Source organism: Allobosea sp. P1_B10 (genome assembly GCF_056406735.1).
Genome location: NZ_JBFTZP010000014.1, coordinates 79,308 through 100,272, shown reverse-complemented (window position 1 = coordinate 100,272; position 20,965 = coordinate 79,308). Strand labels below are relative to the sequence as shown.

At 65.8% G+C, this 20,965-nt stretch carries 25 protein-coding genes; 12 read left to right on the top strand and 13 right to left on the bottom strand.

Going from position 1 to position 20,965, the window contains the following annotated elements; translation table 11 throughout:
• Positions 1-1,191, top strand: a 1,191-nt coding sequence (locus AC1D2L_RS22250) for a methyl-accepting chemotaxis protein (RefSeq protein ID WP_476848082.1), incomplete at its 5' end; no start/stop codon positions are given.
• Positions 1,192-1,202: 11 nt separating this feature from the next.
• Here the strand turns inward: AC1D2L_RS22250 and AC1D2L_RS22245 are convergent.
• Complete coding sequence (locus AC1D2L_RS22245; RefSeq protein ID WP_476848081.1) at positions 1,203-2,123, bottom strand: AraC family transcriptional regulator; 921 nt, start codon at positions 2,121-2,123, stop codon at positions 1,203-1,205.
• 216 nt (positions 2,124-2,339) lie between these two features.
• On the opposite strand from AC1D2L_RS22245, the gene AC1D2L_RS22240 reads away from it, so the two are divergent.
• On the top strand, positions 2,340-3,074 hold the full coding sequence (locus AC1D2L_RS22240; RefSeq protein WP_476848080.1) for an SDR family oxidoreductase: 735 nt from the start codon (positions 2,340-2,342) through the stop codon (positions 3,072-3,074).
• Positions 3,075-3,143: 69 nt separating this feature from the next.
• Entirely contained in the window at positions 3,144-3,524 is a 381-nt protein-coding gene (locus AC1D2L_RS22235) for an Atu4866 domain-containing protein (RefSeq protein WP_476848079.1), read from the top strand.
• 21 nt (positions 3,525-3,545) lie between these two features.
• Here the strand turns inward: AC1D2L_RS22235 and AC1D2L_RS22230 are convergent, their stop codons facing one another.
• The gene (locus AC1D2L_RS22230; RefSeq protein WP_476848078.1) at positions 3,546-4,157 is read right to left on the bottom strand and encodes an NAD(P)-dependent oxidoreductase; all 612 of its coding nucleotides are present in this window, start codon (positions 4,155-4,157) and stop codon (positions 3,546-3,548) included.
• Positions 4,158-4,280: 123 nt separating this feature from the next.
• On the opposite strand from AC1D2L_RS22230, the gene AC1D2L_RS22225 reads away from it, so the two are divergent.
• Positions 4,281-4,670 carry a winged helix-turn-helix transcriptional regulator gene (locus AC1D2L_RS22225; protein ID WP_476848077.1) on the top strand — a complete coding sequence of 130 codons (390 nt, stop codon included), beginning with the start codon at positions 4,281-4,283 and terminating at the stop codon, positions 4,668-4,670.
• A gap of 21 nt (positions 4,671-4,691) precedes the next feature.
• Here AC1D2L_RS22225 and AC1D2L_RS22220 read toward each other — a convergent pair whose 3' ends face one another.
• Positions 4,692-4,940, bottom strand: coding sequence for a hypothetical protein (locus AC1D2L_RS22220; protein WP_476848076.1), 249 nt, complete (start codon positions 4,938-4,940; stop codon positions 4,692-4,694).
• A 230-nt stretch (positions 4,941-5,170) separates the two neighbouring features.
• Here AC1D2L_RS22220 and rpsO point away from each other — a divergent pair, with 230 nt between their 5' ends.
• The 4 genes from rpsO (at position 5,171) to AC1D2L_RS22200 (ending at position 9,469) form a co-directional block, all read left to right on the top strand.
• Complete coding sequence (gene rpsO, locus AC1D2L_RS22215; protein ID WP_476848075.1) at positions 5,171-5,440, top strand: 30S ribosomal protein S15; 270 nt, start codon at positions 5,171-5,173, stop codon at positions 5,438-5,440.
• 269 nt (positions 5,441-5,709) lie between these two features.
• The gene (gene pnp, locus AC1D2L_RS22210; protein WP_476848074.1) at positions 5,710-7,878 is read left to right on the top strand and encodes a polyribonucleotide nucleotidyltransferase; all 2,169 of its coding nucleotides are present in this window, start codon (positions 5,710-5,712) and stop codon (positions 7,876-7,878) included.
• Between the two features lie 137 nt (positions 7,879-8,015).
• Positions 8,016-8,774 (top strand): alpha/beta fold hydrolase, encoded by a 759-nt coding sequence (locus tag AC1D2L_RS22205; protein WP_476848073.1) that lies wholly within the window; start codon positions 8,016-8,018, stop codon positions 8,772-8,774.
• Between the two features lie 59 nt (positions 8,775-8,833).
• Positions 8,834-9,469, top strand: coding sequence for a pyridoxamine 5'-phosphate oxidase family protein (locus AC1D2L_RS22200; RefSeq protein WP_476848072.1), 636 nt, complete (start codon positions 8,834-8,836; stop codon positions 9,467-9,469).
• A gap of 98 nt (positions 9,470-9,567) precedes the next feature.
• Here the strand turns inward: AC1D2L_RS22200 and AC1D2L_RS22195 are convergent, their stop codons facing one another.
• The 5 genes from AC1D2L_RS22195 to AC1D2L_RS22175 form a co-directional block, all read right to left on the bottom strand.
• On the bottom strand, positions 9,568-10,566 hold the full coding sequence (locus AC1D2L_RS22195) for an adenosine kinase (RefSeq protein ID WP_476848071.1): 999 nt from the start codon (positions 10,564-10,566) through the stop codon (positions 9,568-9,570).
• 84 nt (positions 10,567-10,650) lie between these two features.
• Positions 10,651-11,037 (bottom strand): helix-turn-helix domain-containing protein, encoded by a 387-nt coding sequence (locus tag AC1D2L_RS22190; protein WP_476848070.1) that lies wholly within the window; start codon positions 11,035-11,037, stop codon positions 10,651-10,653.
• A complete protein-coding gene (locus tag AC1D2L_RS22185; protein ID WP_476848069.1) occupies positions 11,034-11,594 on the bottom strand; it encodes a Smr/MutS family protein in 561 nt (186 codons plus the stop codon). Before AC1D2L_RS22185 ends, AC1D2L_RS22190 begins: the two co-directional genes overlap by 4 nt.
• A gap of 2 nt (positions 11,595-11,596) precedes the next feature.
• On the bottom strand, positions 11,597-12,766 hold the full coding sequence (gene mltA / locus AC1D2L_RS22180) for a murein transglycosylase A (RefSeq protein ID WP_476848068.1): 1,170 nt from the start codon (positions 12,764-12,766) through the stop codon (positions 11,597-11,599).
• Entirely contained in the window at positions 12,763-13,503 is a 741-nt protein-coding gene (locus tag AC1D2L_RS22175; RefSeq protein WP_476848067.1) for a Tim44/TimA family putative adaptor protein, read from the bottom strand. Before AC1D2L_RS22175 ends, mltA begins: the two co-directional genes overlap by 4 nt.
• Positions 13,504-13,757: 254 nt before the next feature.
• On the opposite strand from AC1D2L_RS22175, the gene secB reads away from it, so the two are divergent.
• Together secB and AC1D2L_RS22165 are read left to right on the top strand one after the other, a co-directional pair.
• A complete protein-coding gene (gene secB / locus AC1D2L_RS22170) occupies positions 13,758-14,252 on the top strand; it encodes a protein-export chaperone SecB (RefSeq protein WP_476848066.1) in 495 nt (164 codons plus the stop codon).
• Between the two features lie 167 nt (positions 14,253-14,419).
• Entirely contained in the window at positions 14,420-15,154 is a 735-nt protein-coding gene (locus AC1D2L_RS22165) for a TerC family protein (RefSeq protein ID WP_476848065.1), read from the top strand.
• A gap of 94 nt (positions 15,155-15,248) precedes the next feature.
• Here the strand turns inward: AC1D2L_RS22165 and dnaQ are convergent, their stop codons facing one another.
• From dnaQ to AC1D2L_RS22140, 5 genes are read right to left on the bottom strand one after another with little or no spacing between them, the layout of a single operon-like run.
• Entirely contained in the window at positions 15,249-15,962 is a 714-nt protein-coding gene (gene dnaQ / locus AC1D2L_RS22160; RefSeq protein WP_476848064.1) for a DNA polymerase III subunit epsilon, read from the bottom strand.
• Positions 15,955-16,581, bottom strand: a complete 627-nt coding sequence (gene coaE, locus AC1D2L_RS22155; protein ID WP_476848063.1) for a dephospho-CoA kinase — start codon at positions 16,579-16,581, stop codon at positions 15,955-15,957. Before coaE ends, dnaQ begins: the two co-directional genes overlap by 8 nt.
• A gap of 29 nt (positions 16,582-16,610) precedes the next feature.
• On the bottom strand, positions 16,611-17,444 hold the full coding sequence (locus tag AC1D2L_RS22150) for a shikimate dehydrogenase (RefSeq protein WP_476848062.1): 834 nt from the start codon (positions 17,442-17,444) through the stop codon (positions 16,611-16,613).
• 19 nt (positions 17,445-17,463) lie between these two features.
• The gene (locus AC1D2L_RS22145) at positions 17,464-18,090 is read right to left on the bottom strand and encodes a Maf family protein (RefSeq protein ID WP_476848061.1); all 627 of its coding nucleotides are present in this window, start codon (positions 18,088-18,090) and stop codon (positions 17,464-17,466) included.
• Entirely contained in the window at positions 18,087-18,917 is an 831-nt protein-coding gene (locus tag AC1D2L_RS22140; protein ID WP_476848060.1) for a pyruvate, water dikinase regulatory protein, read from the bottom strand. Before AC1D2L_RS22140 ends, AC1D2L_RS22145 begins: the two co-directional genes overlap by 4 nt.
• A 456-nt stretch (positions 18,918-19,373) precedes the next feature.
• On the opposite strand from AC1D2L_RS22140, the gene hemE reads away from it, so the two are divergent.
• Together hemE and hemJ are read left to right on the top strand one after the other, a co-directional pair.
• Complete coding sequence (hemE, locus tag AC1D2L_RS22135; RefSeq protein WP_476848087.1) at positions 19,374-20,408, top strand: uroporphyrinogen decarboxylase; 1,035 nt, start codon at positions 19,374-19,376, stop codon at positions 20,406-20,408.
• Between the two features lie 13 nt (positions 20,409-20,421).
• Positions 20,422-20,844: a protoporphyrinogen oxidase HemJ gene (gene hemJ, locus AC1D2L_RS22130; protein ID WP_476848059.1), complete on the top strand. Its 423-nt coding sequence runs from the start codon at positions 20,422-20,424 to the stop codon at positions 20,842-20,844.
• The last annotated feature ends 121 nt before the right edge of the window (positions 20,845-20,965 follow it).

Here is a 20,965-nt window from a genome sequence, read left to right as displayed (position 1 = left end):
CTGAAGGAGCTTGTCGAGGGCATCAACGAGATCAACGGGGTTGTCGACAGCGCCACCAGCGAGTTCTCGCAGGCCCTGCAGGCGATCGCAGGTGGCGACCTGACCACCCGCATCGACACCGCCTATCGCGGAAAATTTGCCGAACTCAAGGGCGCCATCAACGACACCGTCGAGCGGCTCTCCCAGACGGTCCGCACGATCCAGATCACCTCGGCCGATGTCGGGCTGGCGGCCCGCGAGATCAACACCGGCGCCGACGATCTCTCCAAGCGCACCGAGGAGCAGGCCTCGTCGCTGGAGCAGACGGCGGCCACCACCGAGGAACTCGCGGCATCCGTGAAAGCGTCCGCGCAGGCGTCGCGTGAGGCGGCGGCGATCGCAGACGAGGCGATGCAGGCCGCCCAGGCCGGCGGCGCGATCGCCGGCGAGGCCGTCGAGGCGATGGCGCGCATCGAGAGCGCCTCGCAGAAGATCTCCGAGATCATCCGCGTCATCGACGACATCGCCTTCCAGACCAACCTGCTGGCGCTGAACGCGGCGGTCGAAGCCGCGCGCGCCGGCGATGCCGGCAAGGGCTTTGCCGTCGTCGCCTCCGAGGTGCGTACGCTGGCGCAGCGCTCGGGCGCAGCCGCGAAGGATATTTCGGGGCTGATCTCGTCCTCGAACGCCGAGGTCGGCGAGGGCGTCAAGCTGGTGCGCCAGGCGGGTGCCTCGCTGACCAAGATCCAGGCGGCCTCGCAGAAGGTTGCCGCCACCATCGCCGACATCTCGGCAGCCTCCGGCGAGCAGGCCAACGGCATCGACGAGATGAGCCAGGCGGTCGCGCATCTCGACGAGATGACGCAGGCCAATGCGGCACTCGCCGAGCAGAGCGCTGCGTCTGCGGGTTCGCTGTCGGGCCGCATTGGCCAGCTCAACGACCTCGTCGCGGCCTTCCGCACCGGCCATGAGGTTGCTCCCGCGCGGGCGACAGGCCTTGTGGCCGCGGCGCCGCAGCGAGCCACTGCCTCTGCTGCGAAAGCCGCGCCGAAGCCGGGCAGCGAGCCGCAGCGCCTGCGCCAGCTCGCCGAGGCCGCTTTCGCCCAGAGCCGCGCATCTGCCAAGGCAGACACACCACGTCCTGCTGCCGCGGCTCCGGCGCGAAAGACCGCCAACAGCCGCGCCAGCGATGCCGGTTGGGAAGAGTTCTGAGCGCCGGTCGCTCAGGCTCCCGCCAGTTCCAATGACGACGCGTTCCGCAGCCGCGCGACATCGCGCAGCGGCGGGGCGCCGAACAGCCGGCGATATTCGCGGCTGAATTGCGAGGGGCTGTCATAGCCGACCTCGAACCCGGCGGAGGCGGCGTCGAGCGCCTTGCCCAGGATCAGGCGGCGCGCCTCCTGCAGCCGCAATTGTTTCTGGTATTGCAGCGGGCTCATCGCGGTGACCGCCTTGAAATGCTGGTGGAGCGCCGAGGGGCTCATGCGCGCCTCGCTGGCCAGCGTCTCGATGCTGAAGCCCCGGGCATAGTTCTGCTTGATCCAGCCTATGGCGCGATTGACCTGCTGCATCCTGCTTTCCGCCGTCGCAATCTGCCGCAGGCGCGCGGCCTGCTCGCCATGCATCAGGCGATAGAGGATTTCGCGCTCGGCCAACGGCGCCAGAACCGCAATGTCGCGCGGCGTCTCCAAGAGCCTGACGAGCCGCAACGCGGCGTCTAGCAGTTCGGGCGCGGCTGCGTTGACCGCGAGCCCTGGGCTGGCGCCAAAGCGGACGCTATCGGTGACATCGCCGATTTCGGGCTTGGTCTCGAGCAACAATGCACCGAGCTGGACGGGATCCAGATCGAGCCGCAGGCAGAGATAGGGGGCCGCATCGGTGGCGTCGAGGACCTGGCCGACGACGGGCAGGTCGACCGAGACGACGAGGTAGTGCGAGCGGTCATACAGGTGGATCTGGTCGCCCAGGATGACCTGCTTGCTGCCCTGCACGATGATGCAGAGGGCCGGCTCGTGAAGCGCATGGAGCGGCTCTGTCGGGCGGCAGGAGTGGATCAGCGCCAGGCGCGGGATCGCGGTCTCATGCATGCCATCCGTGGTGACGAGCCTCGCAATCAAGGCTGCAAGTTCATCGGCCTGCCGCATCGATCAACCCTCCCGCTTGCCGCGTGCCCAATCTCCTGATCGGTCGCGTCTGGAGTTTCATACAATGAATTGAGCCAGTATCGCGATCCCAAATCGGCCGATCTGGAGGATCGTGCAATCCTTGTGGCGCTTCGGTCTACCGCCTCGCAGGCTCCGGACGGCATTGATGTGCTCACGCCGGAGCATCCCAGCGACTGGCCATAGAGGAGAAGCATCATGTCGGAGATCAAGGGCAAGGTCGTTGTGATCACAGGCGCAAGCAGCGGCATCGGCGAGGCCACTGCGCGCGAACTCGCCGCCAAGGGCGCCCATGTCGTGATCGGCGCGCGGCGCGTCGATCTCCTCGAGAGGCTGGCGGCCGGCATTCAGGCCTCGGGCGGCTCGGTCCGGTTCAAGGCGCTCGACGTCGCCGATGCCGGGGACTTCGAGGATTTCATCGGTTTTGCGCAGGCCGAGTTCGGGCGTGTCGACGTCATCGTCAACAACGCCGGGTTGATGCCGCTTTCGGCTCTGGTAGCCGCCAAAATCGACGAATGGAACCGGATGATAGACGTCAACATCCGCGGCGTACTGCATGGCATCAAGGCCGGCCTTCCGGTCATGAAGCGCCAGGGCTCGGGCCAGTTCGTCAATATTTCCTCGATCGGAGGACATGCCGTCTTCCCGACGGCCGCGGTCTACTGCGCCACGAAATTCGCCGTCATGGCGATCTCGGAGGGCTTGCGCCAGGAGCACAACGACATACGTGTCACCGTGATCTCCCCTGGCGTCACCCGCTCGGAGCTGGCGGGAACGATCACCGACCCTGCGGCGCAAGCCGCCATGGCCGAGTTCCGCCAGATCGCGATCGAGCCCGAGGCCATCGCCCGCGCCATCGCCTTCTCGATCGAGCAGCCCGGCGATGTCGATGTCAGCGAAATCATCGTTCGGCCAGCTGCCAGTCCATATTGAGCTCACGCTCGAGCGTTGCGGCAGGTTTGCCGCGACGCAGTTTTCTCAAATTGTCCGCAGGAGGCCATCATGCAGTTCAACCGTGTCCTCACCCTCATCGGCAACCTTACCAATGCGGTGCGTATCCCGAGCACCGGCCGCGCGCTGGAGATCGACCTCGCAGACTTCGCCCAGCCGACGCCGGAAGAGCGCGCCATGATGGGGCTCTGGGTCAGCGATGGCGGGTCGACGCGCCTCGCGCTGCGTCCCAACGGCCGCTACGACAAGAAGCTCGGCCTCGATGGCGGCGCCTATAGCGGCCGCTACGAGGTCGACGGTTCGCAGCTCTATTTCGAGAGCGATACCGGCCGCACCGCGATCGCCATCGCCCGGCGCGGCATCCTGACCCTCGGCGATCACCGTTTCGTCAGGCCGGCCGCGCTCCGGCAGGCCTCGGGCCGCCTTGCCTGAACGAAGTAGGCCCACCGCGCCTCAGTAACCGACGGTGAAGCGTTGGCGCCGGTGGGCGGGCTTCTCGAGTTCGTCGACCAGGGCCACGGCAAAGTCCTCGGTGGAGATTGTGCTCTTGCCGTCTGCGTCGACCAGAAGCTGGTCCGATCCCAGGCGGAAGACACCGGTGCGCTCGCCGGGCTGGATCAGCGCCGAGGGCGACAGGAAGGTCCAGTCCAGCGCGGATTCCTGCTTCAGCAGATCGAGGAAGACGCCGCCCTTCCTGGCCTCGTCGAGATAGATTGCGGGGAACTCTTTCGTGTCGAAGAGTTTCACGCCCGGTGCGACCTCGAGGCTGCCGGCCCCGCCAACCACCAGATAGCGCTTGGCTCCCGCCTGCTTCACGGCGCCGATCAGGGCAACGGGATCGCTGGCGGAGAAATGCACGGCGCTGATCACGGTGTCATGACCGGCCAGCAGCGTGGCGAGGCCTGCCTGTTCAAAGACATCCCCCTTCGCCGCGGCGACGCCCGGCAGCGCAGGCACCTTGTCCGGATTGCGGACGATGGCCGTGACCGCGTGGCCGCGCGCAACGAGTTCGCCGAGCAGGCGCGAGCCGATATGGCCGGTGGCGCCGATGAGTGCGATGGACATGACAGAAACCCTTGCCCTGGTAACTATTGGATACTACCACTCCGATAGAACCTAGATGGCTCGCCGTTGCCCTCCCGTAAAGAAGGCACTTTCGCGCGACCTGGTCACCTCAGGGAAACCGCGATGCTGCAGCGCCCCGACCCCTTCAATGCGCAATGTCCCACGCGCCGTGTACTCGACCGCATCGGCGACAGCTGGGCCGTGCTGATCCTGATCGCACTCGGGGACGGCACGCTGCGCTTCAACGCGCTGCGCCGGCGGATCGATAACATCTCACAGAAAATGCTCTCGCAGACGCTGAAAAGCCTGGAGCGAGACGGGCTCATCCGGCGCGAGGTGTTCGCGACCGTGCCGGTGACGGTGGAATATTCGCTGCCCGAGCTTGGACGCACGCTGGCGGCGACGGTCGACAGCCTCCGGCTCTGGGCAGAGGCAAATATCGGCGCCGTCGAAGAGGCGCAGAGACTCTATGATCGCGGCGGCCATCCGAGGGACGAGGCCGGTACGCCCTGAGCCTGCCCCTCGCCCGCGCCGTCAGGCGGCGCGAAGCCGATCGTCGGGCCGCTTCGCTCCGAGCGGCCGGTCCCCCATCGCAATTGCCTCGGCATGCATGAGATCCTCGCGGGTCACCACGGGCACGGGATCACTCAGGATGGCCTGCAGAACCTCCGGGTCGAGCTGGCCGTTGGCGATGACGCCTGCCAGCGCCTCGCGCGTCTCGCGCTCTGCCCTGAGTTGCGCGCCGAGCGCGATGATCAGGCGGTCCTTGGCGGTGTCGGCCATGGCGATCACTCACATTTCCAGGTTCGCGACTCAAACCGTGCGCTCCGGCACATGTTCCACGGCGCGGCTGCGCGCTGGCGTTTCCCGCGATTTCGTGTATATCCCGCCCCAACCGGCCTTATAACCGGCGGCGCAGCCTCTCCGCGATGAGAGCGCTGCGGACTTCGGACCCTGCTGGACGACATCCCGGCCTGGCCCGCCAGATCAACACCCAACCGAAGGATCCCCCGATGTCGATCACTGCCGAGCGCAAGACCGCGCTCATGAAAGAGCATGCCACCACCCTCAACGACACCGGTTCGCCGGAGGTCCAGGTCGCGATCCTCACGGAGCGCATCAACAACCTGACCGGCCACTTCAAGTCGCACACCAAGGACAACCATTCCCGTCGCGGCCTGCTCAAGATGGTCTCGCAGCGTCGTTCGCTGCTCGACTACCTGAGGAGCAAGAACGAAGGCCGCTACAAGAGCCTGATCGAGAAGCTCGGCATCCGCCGCTGATCATCGGCTGAAACGCCTTTGCCGCCCGGTGCGATCTCGCTCCGGGCGGCCTTTCTACCGGGGCTGCCGCAATGGTGCGGTCAGTGCCCCGATCCAACGCGAAGGCCGCATGGGGCGGACTTTCGCATGATCCGCCGGGCACCTTCCTCGTCCATGGCAGGATCGCCGAGCGCTCGGGCGCAAAACCGTCACATAACCGAGCGCTTCGCCGTCTTGCTCATGGGCTTGCGACGCCAAGGCTGGATCGCATCCGATCCGAAAGAAAATCCATGTTCGATGTACAGACCGAAGAACTGATCTGGGGCGGGCGCAAGCTCGTGCTCGAAACCGGCAAGATCGCCCGCCAGGCCGATGCCGCCGTGCTCGCGACCTATGGCGAGACCGTCGTGCTCGCGACCGTCGTCTCGGCCAAGTCGCCGAAGCCGGGGATCGACTTCTTCCCGCTGACCGTGAACTACCAGGAAAAGACCTTCGCGGCCGGCCGCATTCCCGGCGGCTACTTCAAGCGCGAAGGCCGCCCGACCGAGAAGGAGACGCTGGTCTCGCGCCTGATCGACCGGCCGATCCGCCCGCTCTTCGTCGAAGGCTACCGCAACGAGACGCAGGTCGTCTGCACCGTGCTGCAGCATGACCTCGAGAACGACCCCGACATCGTCGCCATGGTCGCGACCTCGGCTGCCCTAACCCTGTCTGGCGTGCCCTTCATGGGCCCGGTCGGCGCCGCCCGCGTCGGCTATTTCGACGGCGCCTACAAGCTCAACCCGCTGGTCGACGAGATCAAGGAGTCGGAACTCGATCTGATCGTAGCCGGCACCCCCGACGCCGTGCTGATGGTCGAGTCGGAAGCCAAGCAGCTCTCGGAAGAGATCATGCTCGGCGCCGTGATGTTCGGCCACAAGCACTTCCAGCCGGTCATCGACGCGATCATCCGCCTGGCCGAGAAGGCCGCCAAGGAGCCGCGCGACTACACCCCGGCCGACAACTCCGTCGTGCTCGACGCCGTGCTCAAGCTGGTCGATGCGGATATCCGCGCAGCCTACCAGATCCGCACCAAGGCCGAGCGCTACAAGGCCCTCGACGCCGCCAAGGCCAAGGTCGCCGCGCTCGTCTCGGATGAGCCGGACGGCGTGACCAGCTTCACCAAGGAGCAGGTCGCCGGCCAGTTCAAGGAAGCCCAGGCCAAGGTCGTTCGCTGGACGATCCTGGACGATGGCGTCCGCATCGACGGCCGCGACCTCACCACGGTCCGCAAGATCGTGTCGGAAGCAGGCATCCTGCCGCGCACCCACGGCTCGGCCCTGTTCACCCGCGGCGAGACCCAGGCGCTGGTCGTGACCACGCTGGGCACCGGCGACGACGAGCAGTTCATCGACTCGCTGGAAGGCACCTACAAGGAAACCTTCCTGCTGCACTACAACTTCCCTCCCTACTCGGTGGGTGAAGCTGGCCGCATGGGTTCGCCCGGCCGTCGCGAAATCGGCCACGGCAAGCTCGCCTGGCGCGCCATTCGCCCGATGCTGCCGGCGAAGTCGGAATTCCCCTACACCATCCGCGTCGTCTCGGAGATCACCGAGTCGAACGGCTCCTCCTCGATGGCCACCGTCTGCGGCACCTCGCTTGCCCTGATGGACGCCGGCGTGCCCCTGAAGGCACCCGTCGCCGGCATCGCCATGGGCCTGATCCTGGAAGGCGAGCGCTTCGCGGTGCTCTCCGACATCCTGGGTGACGAGGACCATCTCGGCGACATGGACTTCAAGGTCGCCGGAACGGCCGAGGGCATCACCTCGCTGCAGATGGACATCAAGATCGCGGGGATCACCGAGGAGATCATGAAGGTCGCCCTCGACCAGGCCAAGGGCGGTCGCGACCACATCCTCAACGAGATGAACAAGGCGCTTGCCACCTCGCGCGGCCAGCTCGGCGAATATGCCCCGCGCATCGAGACGATGAAGATCCCGGTCGACAAGATCCGTGAAGTCATCGGCTCCGGCGGCAAGGTCATTCGCGAAATCGTCGAGAAGACCGGCGCCAAGGTCAACATCGAGGACGACGGCACCATCAAGATCGCATCGGCCGACGGCAAGTCGATCGAAGCTGCGATCAAGTGGATCAAGTCGATCGTCTCCGAGGCCGAAGTCGGCATGATCTATGACGGTACCGTCGTGAAGATCATGGAGTTCGGCGCCTTCGTGAACTTCTTCGGCGCCAAGGACGGCCTCGTCCACATCTCCGAACTGGCCGCAAACCGCGTCCAGAAGGTCTCGGACGTCGTCAAGGAAGGCGACAAGGTCAAGGTCAAGTTCCTCGGCCAGGACGATCGCGGCAAGATCCGCCTCTCGATGAAGGTTGTCGACCAGGAGACCGGCGAAGACCTGACCGAGAAACTGAAGGCGCAGCGCGACGCCGAGAAGACCCGCGAGAAGCAGCAGGCCGAGTGAGCCCTGCGCTCGACGCTTGATTGAATAAGGAAACGCCCCGCATCCCAGGATGCGGGGCGTTTTGCTTTTCAGGCGGCAGGACTGCTGACATCGTCGAGGCCGCCAAGCATCAGGATCGGGACAGATCGGAGACGACGATGACATCCTTCATGGTGCCGGCTGCTGGCGGGTTTCTGCGCTACCACGACCTCGCCGGCGAGGGTCCGCCGCTGATCTTCATCCATGGTCTGGGCTGCGCCTCGTCCTCCGATTATCCGGCCGTGGCAGCTGACGCGGCGCTGCGGGGGCGCCGCATGCTGCTCGTCGACCTGCTCGGCTCCGGCGGCAGCGACCGGCCGGGCGATTTCTCCTATTCGATCGCCGACCATGCCATCAGCCTGGTATCGCTGATTGAAGCTCTCGGCCTCCCGGAGCTTGACCTGTTCGGGCACAGCATGGGCGGAGCGGTCGCGATATCGGCTGGTGCGATGCTCCAGGGCCGCTTGCGCCGACTGGTGCTGGGAGAACCAAACCTCGACCCGGGCGGTGGTGTCTTCAGCCGGCGTATCGCGATGCTGGGCGAGGCCGATTACGTCGCGTCGGGACATGACGAGCTTGTGCGCTCCAGCCTGGCCGAGGGAGATCAAGCCTGGGCCGCGTCCCTGTCTGGCAGCGCGCCCTATGCGGTTCATCGCGCAGCAGTGTCGCTTGTCGCAGGCACCGACCCAAGCTGGCGGAACATCCTCTCGGGACTTGTGGTTCCACGCACACTGATCGTCGGAGAAGCATCGCTTCCTTATCCGGATGCGGAGAACCTTCAGGATATCTGTCTCGCCGTCGTGCCGCGTGCCGGGCACTCGATGGCGGTGGAGAATCCGTCTGGCCTTGCTAGCGCGATCGCCGCGGCTATCGCCTAGCCGGGTGCTGGCGCATCGAATTTCCATAGTCTAGACTTATGCGACCGATCGGAGACCGCATGTCGACTCACGCCATCACTTCGCCCGACGACCTTGCGGCGCTCTACGCTAACCCCGTGGCGCCGGCGTCGCTCGCCAAGGAGATCGACCACGTCGATGCCAATTATGCTGCGCTGATCACCGCCTCGCCCTTTTTCGTGCTCGCGACAAATGGTCCCGACGGCCTGGATTGTTCACCGCGTGGGGATATGCCGGGCTTCGTCAGGCTGAGGGACGCGAAAACGCTCCTCATTCCGGACCGAAAAGGCAATAACCGACTGGATTCGTTGCAGAATATCCTGTTCGATCCGAGAATCGGAATGCTCTTCCTGATACCCGGTTGCGGAGAGACGTTGCGCGTGAACGGACGCGCGTCGATTTCCAGCGACCCTAAGTTGTGTGGCGCGTTCGAGATGGCCGGAAAGCTCCCGGCCTGCGTCATCGTGGTCGCGGTGGAGTCTGTCTACTTCCAGTGCTCGCGCGCGGTGGTGCGGAGCGACCTGTGGAACCCAACGCGGCATGTCGACAGGCGAGAGCTGCCGAGCGCGGGGCAGATCCTGCGCGACATCACGGCGCGTGATGCGGCTGTCGAGACCTTTGACGGGGAGGCCTACGACAGAGCGCTACCTGGGCGCGTCAAGGCGACGCTGTATTGAAGAGCCTGATCTCGGGCCAAACGAGAAAGGGCCGCTGACGCGGCCCCTTCTTCATGTGACGGCTATGGGGCCGCTTCTCCGGAAGGAGAACGGCACGCTCACAGCAGCCCTTCGTTCCCCGCCAGGGTCTTCAGGCTGACATCGGGTCGGGCGCCGACATGGCTGATGATCTCGGCCGCAGCCAGAGCACCGAGCCGCAGGCTGTCGCGGACTTCGCGGTTCGAGGTCAGACCGTACAGGAAGCCGGCAGCGAAGAGATCGCCGGCGCCGGTGGCGTCCACCACGCGATCGACGGGGAAGACGGGCTCGGCAACGATTCCATCAGGCGTCAGGGCCAGCGCGCCGTTCTCGGAGCGGGTGATGACGGCGAGGATGTTCTCGGCGCGCAGCGCAGCAAGCGCATCGTCGAAGGCCGCCGCCTGGTAGAGGCTCTTCAGCTCATGCTCGTTGGCGAAGACGATATCGACCATCCGGTTGCGGATCAGGCCCAGAAACTCGTCGCGGTAGCGGTCGACGCAGAATGAATCCGACAGGGTTATCGCCACGCGTCCGCCAGCCTTGTGGGCAATTTCCGATGCCTTGCGGAAGGCATCCTTGGCGGCCGGCGGATCCCAGAGATAGCCTTCGAGATAGATGATGTCCGCGTTCTCGACGGCCTTGGCGTCGACATCGGCCACGGAGAGGCCCTGGCAGGCGCCGAGATAGGTGTTCATGGTGCGCTCGCCATCAGGGGTCACCATGATGAAGGAGCGCGCCGTGGCGGCGCCCTCGGTCGCCGCAGCGGTGTCGAAGGAGACGCCGAGCGAGGTGAGATCGTGGCGATAGAGCTTTCCGAGCTCATCGGCCTTGACCTTGCCGATGAAGGCGCCCTTTCCGCCGAAGGAGGCGAGGCCGGCAATGGTGTTGGCGGCCGAGCCGCCCGAGATGATCTTGGCCGGGCCCATGGCGGTATAGAGCGTTTCGGCGCGGGCCTCGTCGATCAGCGCCATCGAGCCCTTGTTGAGCTCGAAGCGTTTCAGGAAATCCTCCTCTGCCGTGGCGATGACATCGACGATAGCGTTGCCGAGGGCGAGGACGTCGGTGCGCGATTGGCTCATCGTGGCAGGGTCCGGATGCTGAACTGAGGGATGGGATTGGGCGCGCGTGTTGCATCCGCCGGACCCGGGGTCAAGCCGGCGCGCTCAAGCGGGCTTTGGGGAAGCGGCGCGGCGCGTCGCGGCGGCGTCGAGGATATCGCCGAGTTCGCGGATCTCGTCGGGCTCCAGCTCGCCGATATCCCGCGCCAGGCGGTTGGCGAGCAGCGTCGCCTCGGGCTCGAGCCCCGCCGTATCGACCGTCACGCGGGGATGCGAGAGGTCGGCCAGGCGGATCAGTTCGTCGGCATCGTCCCAGATCACACCAAGCAGATGGATGGTGCCCTGGATCAGCGTGAAGGTCGGGCGGCCTCGCTTGCCGTGCTCGAGCGCCGAGAGATAGGCCGGCGTCACACCCAGTCCCTCGGCCATCTCGGCCAGGGTGATGCCCCTTTGGGCGCGCAATTGCCGGACGCGCTGGCCGAAGGGCGTCACGCGCCGAACTCACGGTTGCGGCGCAGGCGGATATAGAGTGCGCCGGAACCGCCATGGCGCAGCTCGGCCTCCTCGAAGCCGACGACCAGTGCGCGCATCTCCGGCAATCCCAGCCAATGCGGCACCATACGGCGCAGCACACCGCGCTCGTCACCGAACAGACTCGCGCCGACGCCGCCCTTGCCGGTGACGACCAGTACGAGCTTGGTGCCACGGCCCTGTTCGCGGCGCAGGAAGCCGTTGAGGACGCTGTGCGCCTCGTCCTGGCGCAGGCCGTGCAGGTCGATCTTGGCCTCGACGGTCTGCTGGCCCCGTCGCAACTGTGTCCGCAGGCGGCGCTCGAGCGGCGCCAGCGGCGGCGGTGCGGGCTTTGCGACCGGCTTCAATGAAACGGAAATCGCCAGCGGGGCCGTGTCCGTTTTCGGGGGCGGCGCAGGCTGCGCGACAGTTTCGGGCTCGATCGGGGCCCGGCCCGGCAACGGCTTGACCGAACGCGCCACCTGCCGCCAGAGCGCGATATCCGCCTCCGACAATGTCTTGCCCCGCCGCGTGCGCATCGTCAGCGCGGCCAGAGCACGGTGAAGTCGAAGGGATGGCGGACAAGCCCGGCGCGGTGTCCCGCCGTCGCGCCCGAGCCGACGAACAGATCGATGCGCGCCGCGCCCAGGATCGCGGAGCCGGTGTCCTGCGCGATCACCAACCGCGCAAGGCGCTCGTCGCCGCCCGTGCCGTCGGGCAGCGTGGCTTCGATCCAGGCGGGCAGGCCATAGGGCCAGATGGTGCGATCGATGGCGATGCTGCGCATAGGCGTCAGCGGCAGGCCGGCCCCACCGATCGGGCCGGAATCAGGCGGCAGGTCGTCGCGCCGGGCGAAGAACACGAAGGAACGGTTGAGCCGGATCAGGTCGCGGGCGAAATCCGGGTCGGCCTTCAAACGCGCGACCAGCCGGTCCATCGTCATCTGCGCGGGCGGAATGTTCTCGCGCTCGCTCAGGACGCGGCCGAGCGAGGTGTAGGCGTGGCCGTTGCGGCCGGAATAGACGAGGCGGGTGACGCCGCCGTCGGGCAGGCGGATGCGGCCGGAACCCTGGACCTGCAGGACGAAGCGATCGACGGGATCGCGCATCCAGAGGATTTCCAGCTGCTGGCCTTCGAGCGCGCCGGTCTCGATGGCGGCCCGGTCGGGAAAGGCTTCGAGCCCACGAGCTGTGCGCCGGGCGGCCGAAAGCGCATTGTCCAGGCCCGGCCAGTCATCGCCCGGCATCCTGGTGACGAGATCGGCGGGACGGCCGTAGAGCGGCGTCGGATACGCCTCCGATCGTGTCAGCGAGCCCTCGAACTCCGGTTCGAAATAACCGGTCATGAAGCCGGTCTCGCCCTGCGCGGGGCGGATACGCCAGAACGTGAAGCGGGTCTCGAAGAAGCTCCGGGCGGTTTCTGCGTCGACCGGGCCGGCCTGTACGAGGGCGCGGGCTGCGTCGCAGGCGCGCCCGAGCGCAGCGGGAACCGCCACGGCTGCACGCAGCGGCGGATCGGTCATGCAACCGCGCGCAAAGATCTCCAAGGCGATGCGATGATCGTCCCGAGCCCAGCCGGCGATCGTTTCCCGCGCGACAGCGTCCGCACGAACCCCGGGAGGAAGCGGCGGCGCGTCAGACAAGGCCGGGTTCATGGTCGCGCCACAGGCTGCGAAGGCGAGCGCCAGCACGACACCGGCGCCACGGATCACGCAGCGGATTCGGTCGCGACCAGCAACCAGTTGGGATCGCGGCTGCCGAGCTGACGCGAGAAAGTCCAGATATCATTGACCTCGGAGACCGCCTCGGCGCTGCCGTCGACGACGGCGCCCTGCGCATCGCGAACCACGCTGATCAGCTGCGAAATGAAGCCGATCGTGACCTGACCGGTCTTGCCCTTGACGTCGACGCCGGTGATCTCGGCCTTGTCGATCGAGACGAAAGAGGACTCGGCCTTTTCACCGCGCTTCTCGCGATCCGTGATCGCCTGCTCGAAGCCCTCATAGACTTCCTTGGCGAGCAGGCCCTTCAGGGTCTTACGATCCCCGCGGGCAAACGCGGTGACGATGGTCTCATACGCAGCCTTGGCACCGCCGAGGAAGGCATGCGGATCGAAGGACGGCTCCTGGCGGATGATCGCCTCGATGCCGGCCACGATCGGCGAATCCGCCGGCGCGATGCTGGCCCAGCGATCGGCGGCCGGAGGGGCGGGTGCAGCGGCGGGATCATTGGCAGCGCCGGGGAGGCGGATGACATTGTCGCGCTTGCCATCGGCGGCCGTCGGGGCCGCCTGATCGGGCCGTGCCGCCGCATTGTCGCGGCGGGCGAAAGGATCGGTAGGCGGGCGCTCCTGGCCGGTCTTCTGACCGAGCACGGAGCGCAGCTTCCAGGCGACGAAAACGGCCAGAGCCAGGAAGACCAGAGTCGTCATGTCGAAGGAATTTTGCATCGAAACCTGATCCGGAGCTCCAGTGGTCGCATCTCGCATCGGCCTGTCCCCGCAGGGCTTTTGACCGACAAGCGCAATATGGGCATGCAGGCTCGTAACATCCACCCCCCTGCTTGTGAAGGCGGCTTCTTGTGCGGCGGCAGCGTCCATGTTAGCCGACGCCCGCAAATGCATCGGAGAACGATGCGAAAGTCCCGGGCGCCGGCTTCGGCGCGGGATTTCCCAAAGTCAGCCTGCAGATCATGATGGGACCGATGGCCAACGACATTCCCAACGGAAACGGCGCGCAAGCAGCCGACGCGGCGCCGAGCATGAGCGCGCTCATCCAGTACACCAAGGATTTCTCGTTCGAGAACCCGAAGGCGCCGCGCGCGCTCGGGCAGCAGGGCGAGCAGGGACCGCAGATGTCCCTGCAGGTCAACGTCTCCGGCACCGCGCTGGGCGGCGACGACTACGAGACCGTGCTGCAGCTCGAGGGCAAGGCCGAGCTCAATGGCGAGACCATGTTCGCATTCGATCTCAGCTATGGCGGCGTGTTCCGCCTGCAGAACATCCCGCAGGAGCACATTCACCCGGTGCTGGTGATCGACTGCGCCCGCCTGCTTTTCCCCTTCGCCCGGCAGATCATCGCCGAGGCCGTGCAGAATGGCGGCTTCCCGCCCTTCTATGTGCCGCCGATCGATTTCGCCGCGCTGTTCCAGCAGCGTCTGCAGGAGATGCAGGGCCAGCCGAACGCTGCGAATTCCTGATCCGGCTCGTGCCGATCGCATCCAAGGAAAGGGCCCTCATGGGCCCTTTCTGCGTTTTTGGCCGCCGCAGAACCTTGCGGGTGGGCCATGGGCCCTCCATCTCGCTGTGATCGAGCACGGCGGACGCCACCCAGGCGCCCGCCGTTTCGCCATCAGCAGGAGGATGAATGGACTACCTATTGACGCTTGCCGCCGATCCCGCCGTCTGGGTCGCGCTCGGGGCATTGATCGCCATGGAGGTCGTCCTGGGCATCGACAACCTGATCTTCATCTCGATCCTGACCAACAAGCTCCCCGAGGAGCAGCGCTCGCGCGGTCGCCGGATCGGCATCGGACTGGCGCTGATCCTGCGCCTGGGCCTGCTCAGCACGGTGGCAATCATCGTGCAGCTGACGGCCCCGATCTTCTCCGTCCTCGGCAAGGCCTTTTCCTGGCGCGACCTGATCCTGATCGCCGGCGGACTCTTCCTGGTCTGGAAGGCAACGACCGAAATCCATCACAAGGTCGATGCCGACCATGGCCCCGATGTCTTTGATGGCGGCAGGGCCGCAGCCGTGACCTTCGGCGGCGTGATCGTCCAGATCTTGATCCTCGACCTCGTTTTCTCGATCGACTCCATCATCACCGCGGTCGGCATGACCGAGCATATTCCTGTGATGGTCATCGCCGTGATCGTCGCGGTGCTGGTGATGCTGCTCGCGGCCGACCCGCTGGCGGGCTTCATCGAACGGAACCCGACCATCGTGATGCTGGCGCTGGGCTTCCTGCTGATGATCGGCGGAACGCTGATCGGCGAAGGCTTCGGCGTGCATGTTCCGAAGGGCTACATCTATGCGGCAATGGCATTCTCGGCACTGATCGAGGCGCTCAACATGCTGTCGCGGCGCCGGACCAAGCGCTGACCTACAGCGAGGTTAAGTCATTCGGGTGAGGCAGCGCTCCAGCGTCCTGCCTCTCCCGGCAACGGCCTGCTGCCCTGCGCTCTCGACGAGGCCTTTACGCCTCGTCGTTGAGACCGAGATAACCGCGCCAGAGCGGTGTCTTGCCGAGCGTGAGGACATAGGCCTCGTGGGCCGCCAGCGTCGCCGCATCGAGCCGCGGCGCCAAGGGGCGCTGCCGCTGCGGACGCTCGATCAGCGCCGCCGCCAATCCACCGGCCGCGCTCCCGGCATCGACAGTGCCGAGGCCAAGCGTGGTCTGCTTGCCGCCGATCAGCTCGATGTAGACTTCCGCCAGGATCTCGGAATCCAGCAGCGCGCCGTGCTTGGTGCGCCGGGCATTGTCGATGCCATAGCGCGAGCACAGTGCATCCAGGCTGTTGGAAGCGCCGGGATGTTTTCGACGCGCCAGAGCCAGCGTGTCGACGACGCGCGTCATCTCGATCGGGCTATGGCCGAGCCGCTTCATCTCCATATTGAGGAAGCCGATGTCGAAGGAGGCGTTGTGGATGACGAGCCTGGCATCGGCGATGAAGTCGATGAAATCGTCGGCGATCGCGGCAAAGACCGGCTTGTCCGACAGGAACGCTTCCGACAAGCCGTGGACCCGGAAGGCGCCGTCCGGCATCCCCCGCTCGGGATTGATGTAGACGTGAAAATTCTTGCCGCTCGGGCAGTGGTTGATCAGCTCGACGCAACCGATCTCGACGATGCGGTCGCCGGAATTGGCTTCGACGCCTGTGGTCTCGGTATCGAGAACGATCTCACGCATTTGTGGCGGCCTTGGATGAACCCCCTCGGCCGGGCCGGCCGGCGAGTACGCTGAGGATAGAACCGACCTGTCGCTGTGCTGCCAGCAGCCCGCGGCCCGTGTCCACAAGGAAGTGGGCATGACGACGCTTCTGCGCATCGGGCATCTGGCGGGCGAGGATCGCCTGGAGCTTCGCCTCGGTGATTTCCGGACGGGCCAGGACCCGGGCGCGCTGGATCTCGGCCGATGCGGTGACGACCAGAACGGCGTCGCAGCGGCCCTGCCCTCCGGTCTCCAGAAGCAACGGCACGTCGAGCACCGCAAGCCCCAGCCCGGCCTTGCGGCAGCGCGCGATGAAGGCCTGCTCCTCCTCACGGACTAGCGGATGGATCACAGCTTCCAGAGCCGTCAAGGCGTCAGTCCGGCCGACGACGGCAGCCGAAAGTCGGCTCCGGTCGACCACGCCGTCTACGACCACGCCGGGAAACGCCGCCTCGATCACAGGTACCGCGCGGCCGCGATAGAGCGCATGGACGGAGGCATCGGCATCATGGACCGGCACGCCGCGCGCCCGGAAGAATTCCGAGGTCGTCGACTTGCCCATGCCGATCGAGCCGGTCAGTCCGAGGATGAAGGTCATGAGCGCCTTGCCGTTGCGGCCGTGTCGAATCAGGCCCCGAGGATATCGGCTTCGAGCCTTGCCCGCAGCGCCGGCGTGACCGAGGGCGTGATTCCGAACCAGCGCGCGAAGCCGGGAACCGCCTGATGCAGCAGCATGCCGAGACCATCGACGATGATGCCGCCGCGACGCTCGGCTTCTTCGAGCAGCGCGGTTTTCAGCGGGACATAAACGATGTCGTCGACGATCGTTCCCGGCCGCAGCGCGGACAGGTCGAGATCGAGCGCCGGCTGGCCCTTCATGCCGAGCGACGTCGTGTTGACGATGAGGTCGGCGCTTCCCACGAGCGTATTGCGGCCGGCCCAATCGGCGGTCTCCAGCGGCGCACCGAGCGACGCCGCGAGATCGGCGGCACGGGCAGCACTGCGGTTGGCGAGGATGATGCGCCCGACGCCGCGTGTCCTCAAGCCATAGGCGATGGCACGGGCAGCCCCGCCTGCCCCGAGCAGCAAGGCCGTCCCGACCCGGGCATCCCATCCCGGGACGGTCGCGTCGAGATGCCCGAGGAAACCGGCGGCGTCGGTGTTGTCACCATGGAGCCTGCCATCCTCGCACCAGAGCGTGTTGGCGGCGCCCATCGTGCGGGCCGTCTCGGTGAGATGGTCGAGCAGTGGCAGGACGGACTCCTTGTGCGGCACCGTGACATTGCCACCCGTGAGTTCGCCCGAGCGGATACGTCCGATGAAATCAGGCAGCGCTGCGGGCGCGACGTCGATCCGTTCATAGGAGCCGGCCAGCCCATGCTGTGCGAGCCAGGTTCCATGGATCAGGGGCGAGCGGGAGTGGGCGATCGGGTGACCGATGACGAAACAGCGCGGGCTCATGGAATAGGTCTCGCAGTCCTCAGTGTCGCAACAGGCCATGCTCGCGCAGGGCCGCGAGAACGGCGAAAAGCGGCAGGCCGAGAATGGTGAAATGGTCGCCCTCGATCGTCTCGAAGAGCTGGGCTCCGATGCCCTCTATCTGGTAGGCGCCGACGCTCGTCAGGGCGGCATCGCCCATCGCGGCGACATAGGTTTCGATGAACGCAGGCGCCAGCGAACGCATCGTCAGACGCGCCGTCGCGCCGCCCTCCCCGATCAGACTACCATCGCGGGCCAGCACGAAGGCGGAGTGCAGTTCATGGGTCTGCCCCGCCAAGGCCGTGATCTGGTCGCGGGCCGCCGCCATATCCTCGGGCTTGTGAAAGCTTGCGCCGGCACAATTCAGCGTCTGGTCGGCGCCCAGTACGATCCGCCCGGGATGCAGGGTCGAGACGGCCAGCGCCTTGGCACAGGCGAGCGCAGCGGCAATCGCATCTGCGGGCGCGCCCGCATCCTGCAAAGGCTTTTCGACAGCGCGTTCGTCGATCTCGGGCCTGGCGATCTCGATGGGGATGCCTGCTGCCTGCAACATATCGCGACGGGTTGTGCTGCCCGAGGCCAGCAGCAAGGGCACATCGGACAGCCAGAACGCAGAACCTGCGCTCATGTCGCGATGAACTTCATGCGGTGATCGCGCAGGAGATCGAGGATCGCCGCGGCGGTCTCCTCGATCGAGCGGCGGGTGACATCGATCACGGGCCAGCCGCGCCGCGCGCAGAGTCGGCGCGATTGGACGATCTCATCAGCGACGGCGTCGGGGTCGACATAGGGCGTTTCGTCATCTGCCTTCAGGGACAGCAGCCGGTTCTGCCTGATCTGAATGATGCGATCGGCGCTGGCGACGAGGCCGACGATCAGGGGCTTCTTCAGGCGCTCGACCTCGGGTGGCAACGGCACATGCGGGACGAGCGGGATATTGGCTGTCTTGATCCCGCGATTGGCGAGATAGATCGAGGTCGGCGTCTTGGAGGTCCTGCTAATTCCGACAAGGACGATGTCGGCGCTTTCGAGATCGCCGCCGAGTTGCCCGTCATCATGCAGCAGCGTGTAGTTCATCGCGTCGATGCGACGGAAATATTCCGCGTTGAGCACGTGCTGCGCACCAGGCCGCGGCGCCGAGGCCTGGCCCAGATAGGACTGGAACAGCGACAGCACCGGTTGCAGCACCGAGAGGCAGGGACAACCGAGTTCAGCGCAGAAACTCTCCAGCCGAGCCTGCCATTCCGGTTCGACCAATGTGTAGAGCACCACACCGGGAGAGGCCTCGATCTCGGCCAGCACGCGCGCGAGCTGCGCCTCCGACCGCACCAGCGGATAGACATGCTCGATCGCCGAGACCGATTCGTACTGGGCCGCAGCAGCCCGGCTGACCGCGATCAGGGTCTCGCCGGTGGCATCGGAGACAAGGTGGAGATGAAAGTAGTTGCGGGGCAAGGCTGTTTCCGGGGTTTGCGCCATATGCAACCTCTAACCCGGCGAGCCCGCAATGCAAACGCGACACCCGATTCGCGCGAGGCTTTCGGGTTCGGGCAGGTCGCTCAGGAGCTGGGGGTTAGTGTGGACAACCGAACTGTTTTTCCGGCGGTGACGGCCGCCGTGTATAACTCCCGGATTCGATCAACAGGCCAAGCGCTGTGACCGCAGCGAAGGAATGTTTCACGTGAATCATTTTCGACCCGAAGCGGCGTCCGGCGATTCACGCTTGTTAAGAACGGCTTATGGCGCCGAGCCGCCGGATATGCGGCGATCGCTCGCAGGCGCAGAGCCTGTGGACCCGTTGTGGACAATCTTGCGTCGGGCTATCTGCCCCCATCCAAGAGTCAAAACAGAAGAATCTCTCTCTATTAAAATTTTATTGAAGAGAGATGAAGATTGAGGTCCTGAGTGGGTATGCCGACGTCCGAGACACCCCTCTTTCTCCGAGCGCTCGCTGGCGAAGCGCTGCCCGTTCCGCCAATCTGGATGATGCGCCAGGCCGGACGGTATCTTCCCGAATATCGTGAATTGCGCGCCAAGGCCGGCAGCTTCCTGTCGCTCTGCTACAATCCAGAAATGGCTGCCGAGGTGACCTTGCAGCCGATCCGACGCTTCGGGTTCGACGCAGCGATCCTGTTCTCAGATATCCTGGTGATCCCGCATGCGCTGGGCCAGAAGCTCTGGTTCGTCGAAGGCGAGGGTCCGCGCCTGGACCCGGTCCCTGACGAGGCTCGCTTTCGCGAACTTCACGAACATGCCGACGAGACCGTCCTCGGGCCGGTCTACGAGACCGTCGCCCGGGTCAAGGCAGCCCTGCCCGGCAAGACCGCGCTGATCGGCTTCTGTGGCGCTCCCTGGACTGTGGCGACCTATATGGTGGCCGGGCGCGGTACGCCGGACAAGGGTCCGGCGAAGGACCTGTTCACGCGGGACCCAGAGCTGTTCCAGCGGTTGATCGATCGCATCGTCGAGGTTTCCGCGGATTATCTCTGCCGCCAGATCGATGCGGGCGTCGATGCGGTGCAGATCTTCGACAGCTGGGCGGGATCGCTCGCACCCGAGGACTTCGTGCGCTGGTGCATCGCCCCGACGCGGCGGCTGGTCGAGTTGGTGCGCGCGCGTCATCCGCAGGCCCGCATCATCGGCTTCCCGCGCGGGGCCGGCCGGCAGATCCCGGCCTATGTCGCACAGACCGGGGTCAATGCAGTCGGGCTGGAAACCGAGATCGATCGCGATTTCGTCCGCAGCGAGATCCAGCCTCTCGTGCCGGTCCAGGGCCATCTCGACCCGCTGGTCCTCCGGGCCGGTGGTCCCGAGCTGGAGGCCGAGGTCGCGGCGATCCGGGCGGCTTTCGGCGAGCGTCCCTTCATTTTCAATCTCGGGCACGGCATTCTGCCCGACACCCCGATCGCCCATGTCGAGCGCCTGCTCGCCGCAGTCAGAGCCTGAAGGATCGATCCCGATGTATGAATGGATCAAGGCGTTCCACGTCATGGCCGTGATCGCGTGGATGGCCGGAATGCTCTATTTGCCCCGGCTGATGGTCTATCACGCGGAGGCGCAGGTCGGATCCATTCAGTCCGAGACCTTCAAGATCATGGAAAGACGGCTGCTCAAGGGCATCATCAACCCCGCGATGATCGTGACCTGGGTGCTCGGACTCTACCTCGCCTGGAGCGCCTTCGGCTTCAAGGGCGGCTGGCTGCACGGCAAGATCCTGCTGGTTTTCATCCTTTCGGGCATCCACGGCTACCTGTCCGGCCGGGTGCGCGCCTTCGCCGGGGACCGCAACGACAAGAGCCCTCGCTTCTACCGGATCATCAACGAGGTCCCCGCTGTCCTGATGGCCGCAATCGTGATCCTGGTCATCGTCAAGCCGTTCTGAGCGCCGTCGCGATTCCAGCTTGAGCGCGGCTGCGTTTCCCGCTATCACCGTGTACGCCTCTCCGGCGTACTTTCCTGTTGTTGATGATTCGTGGGCCGGCTGCCGCTGCAGACGCTCACTG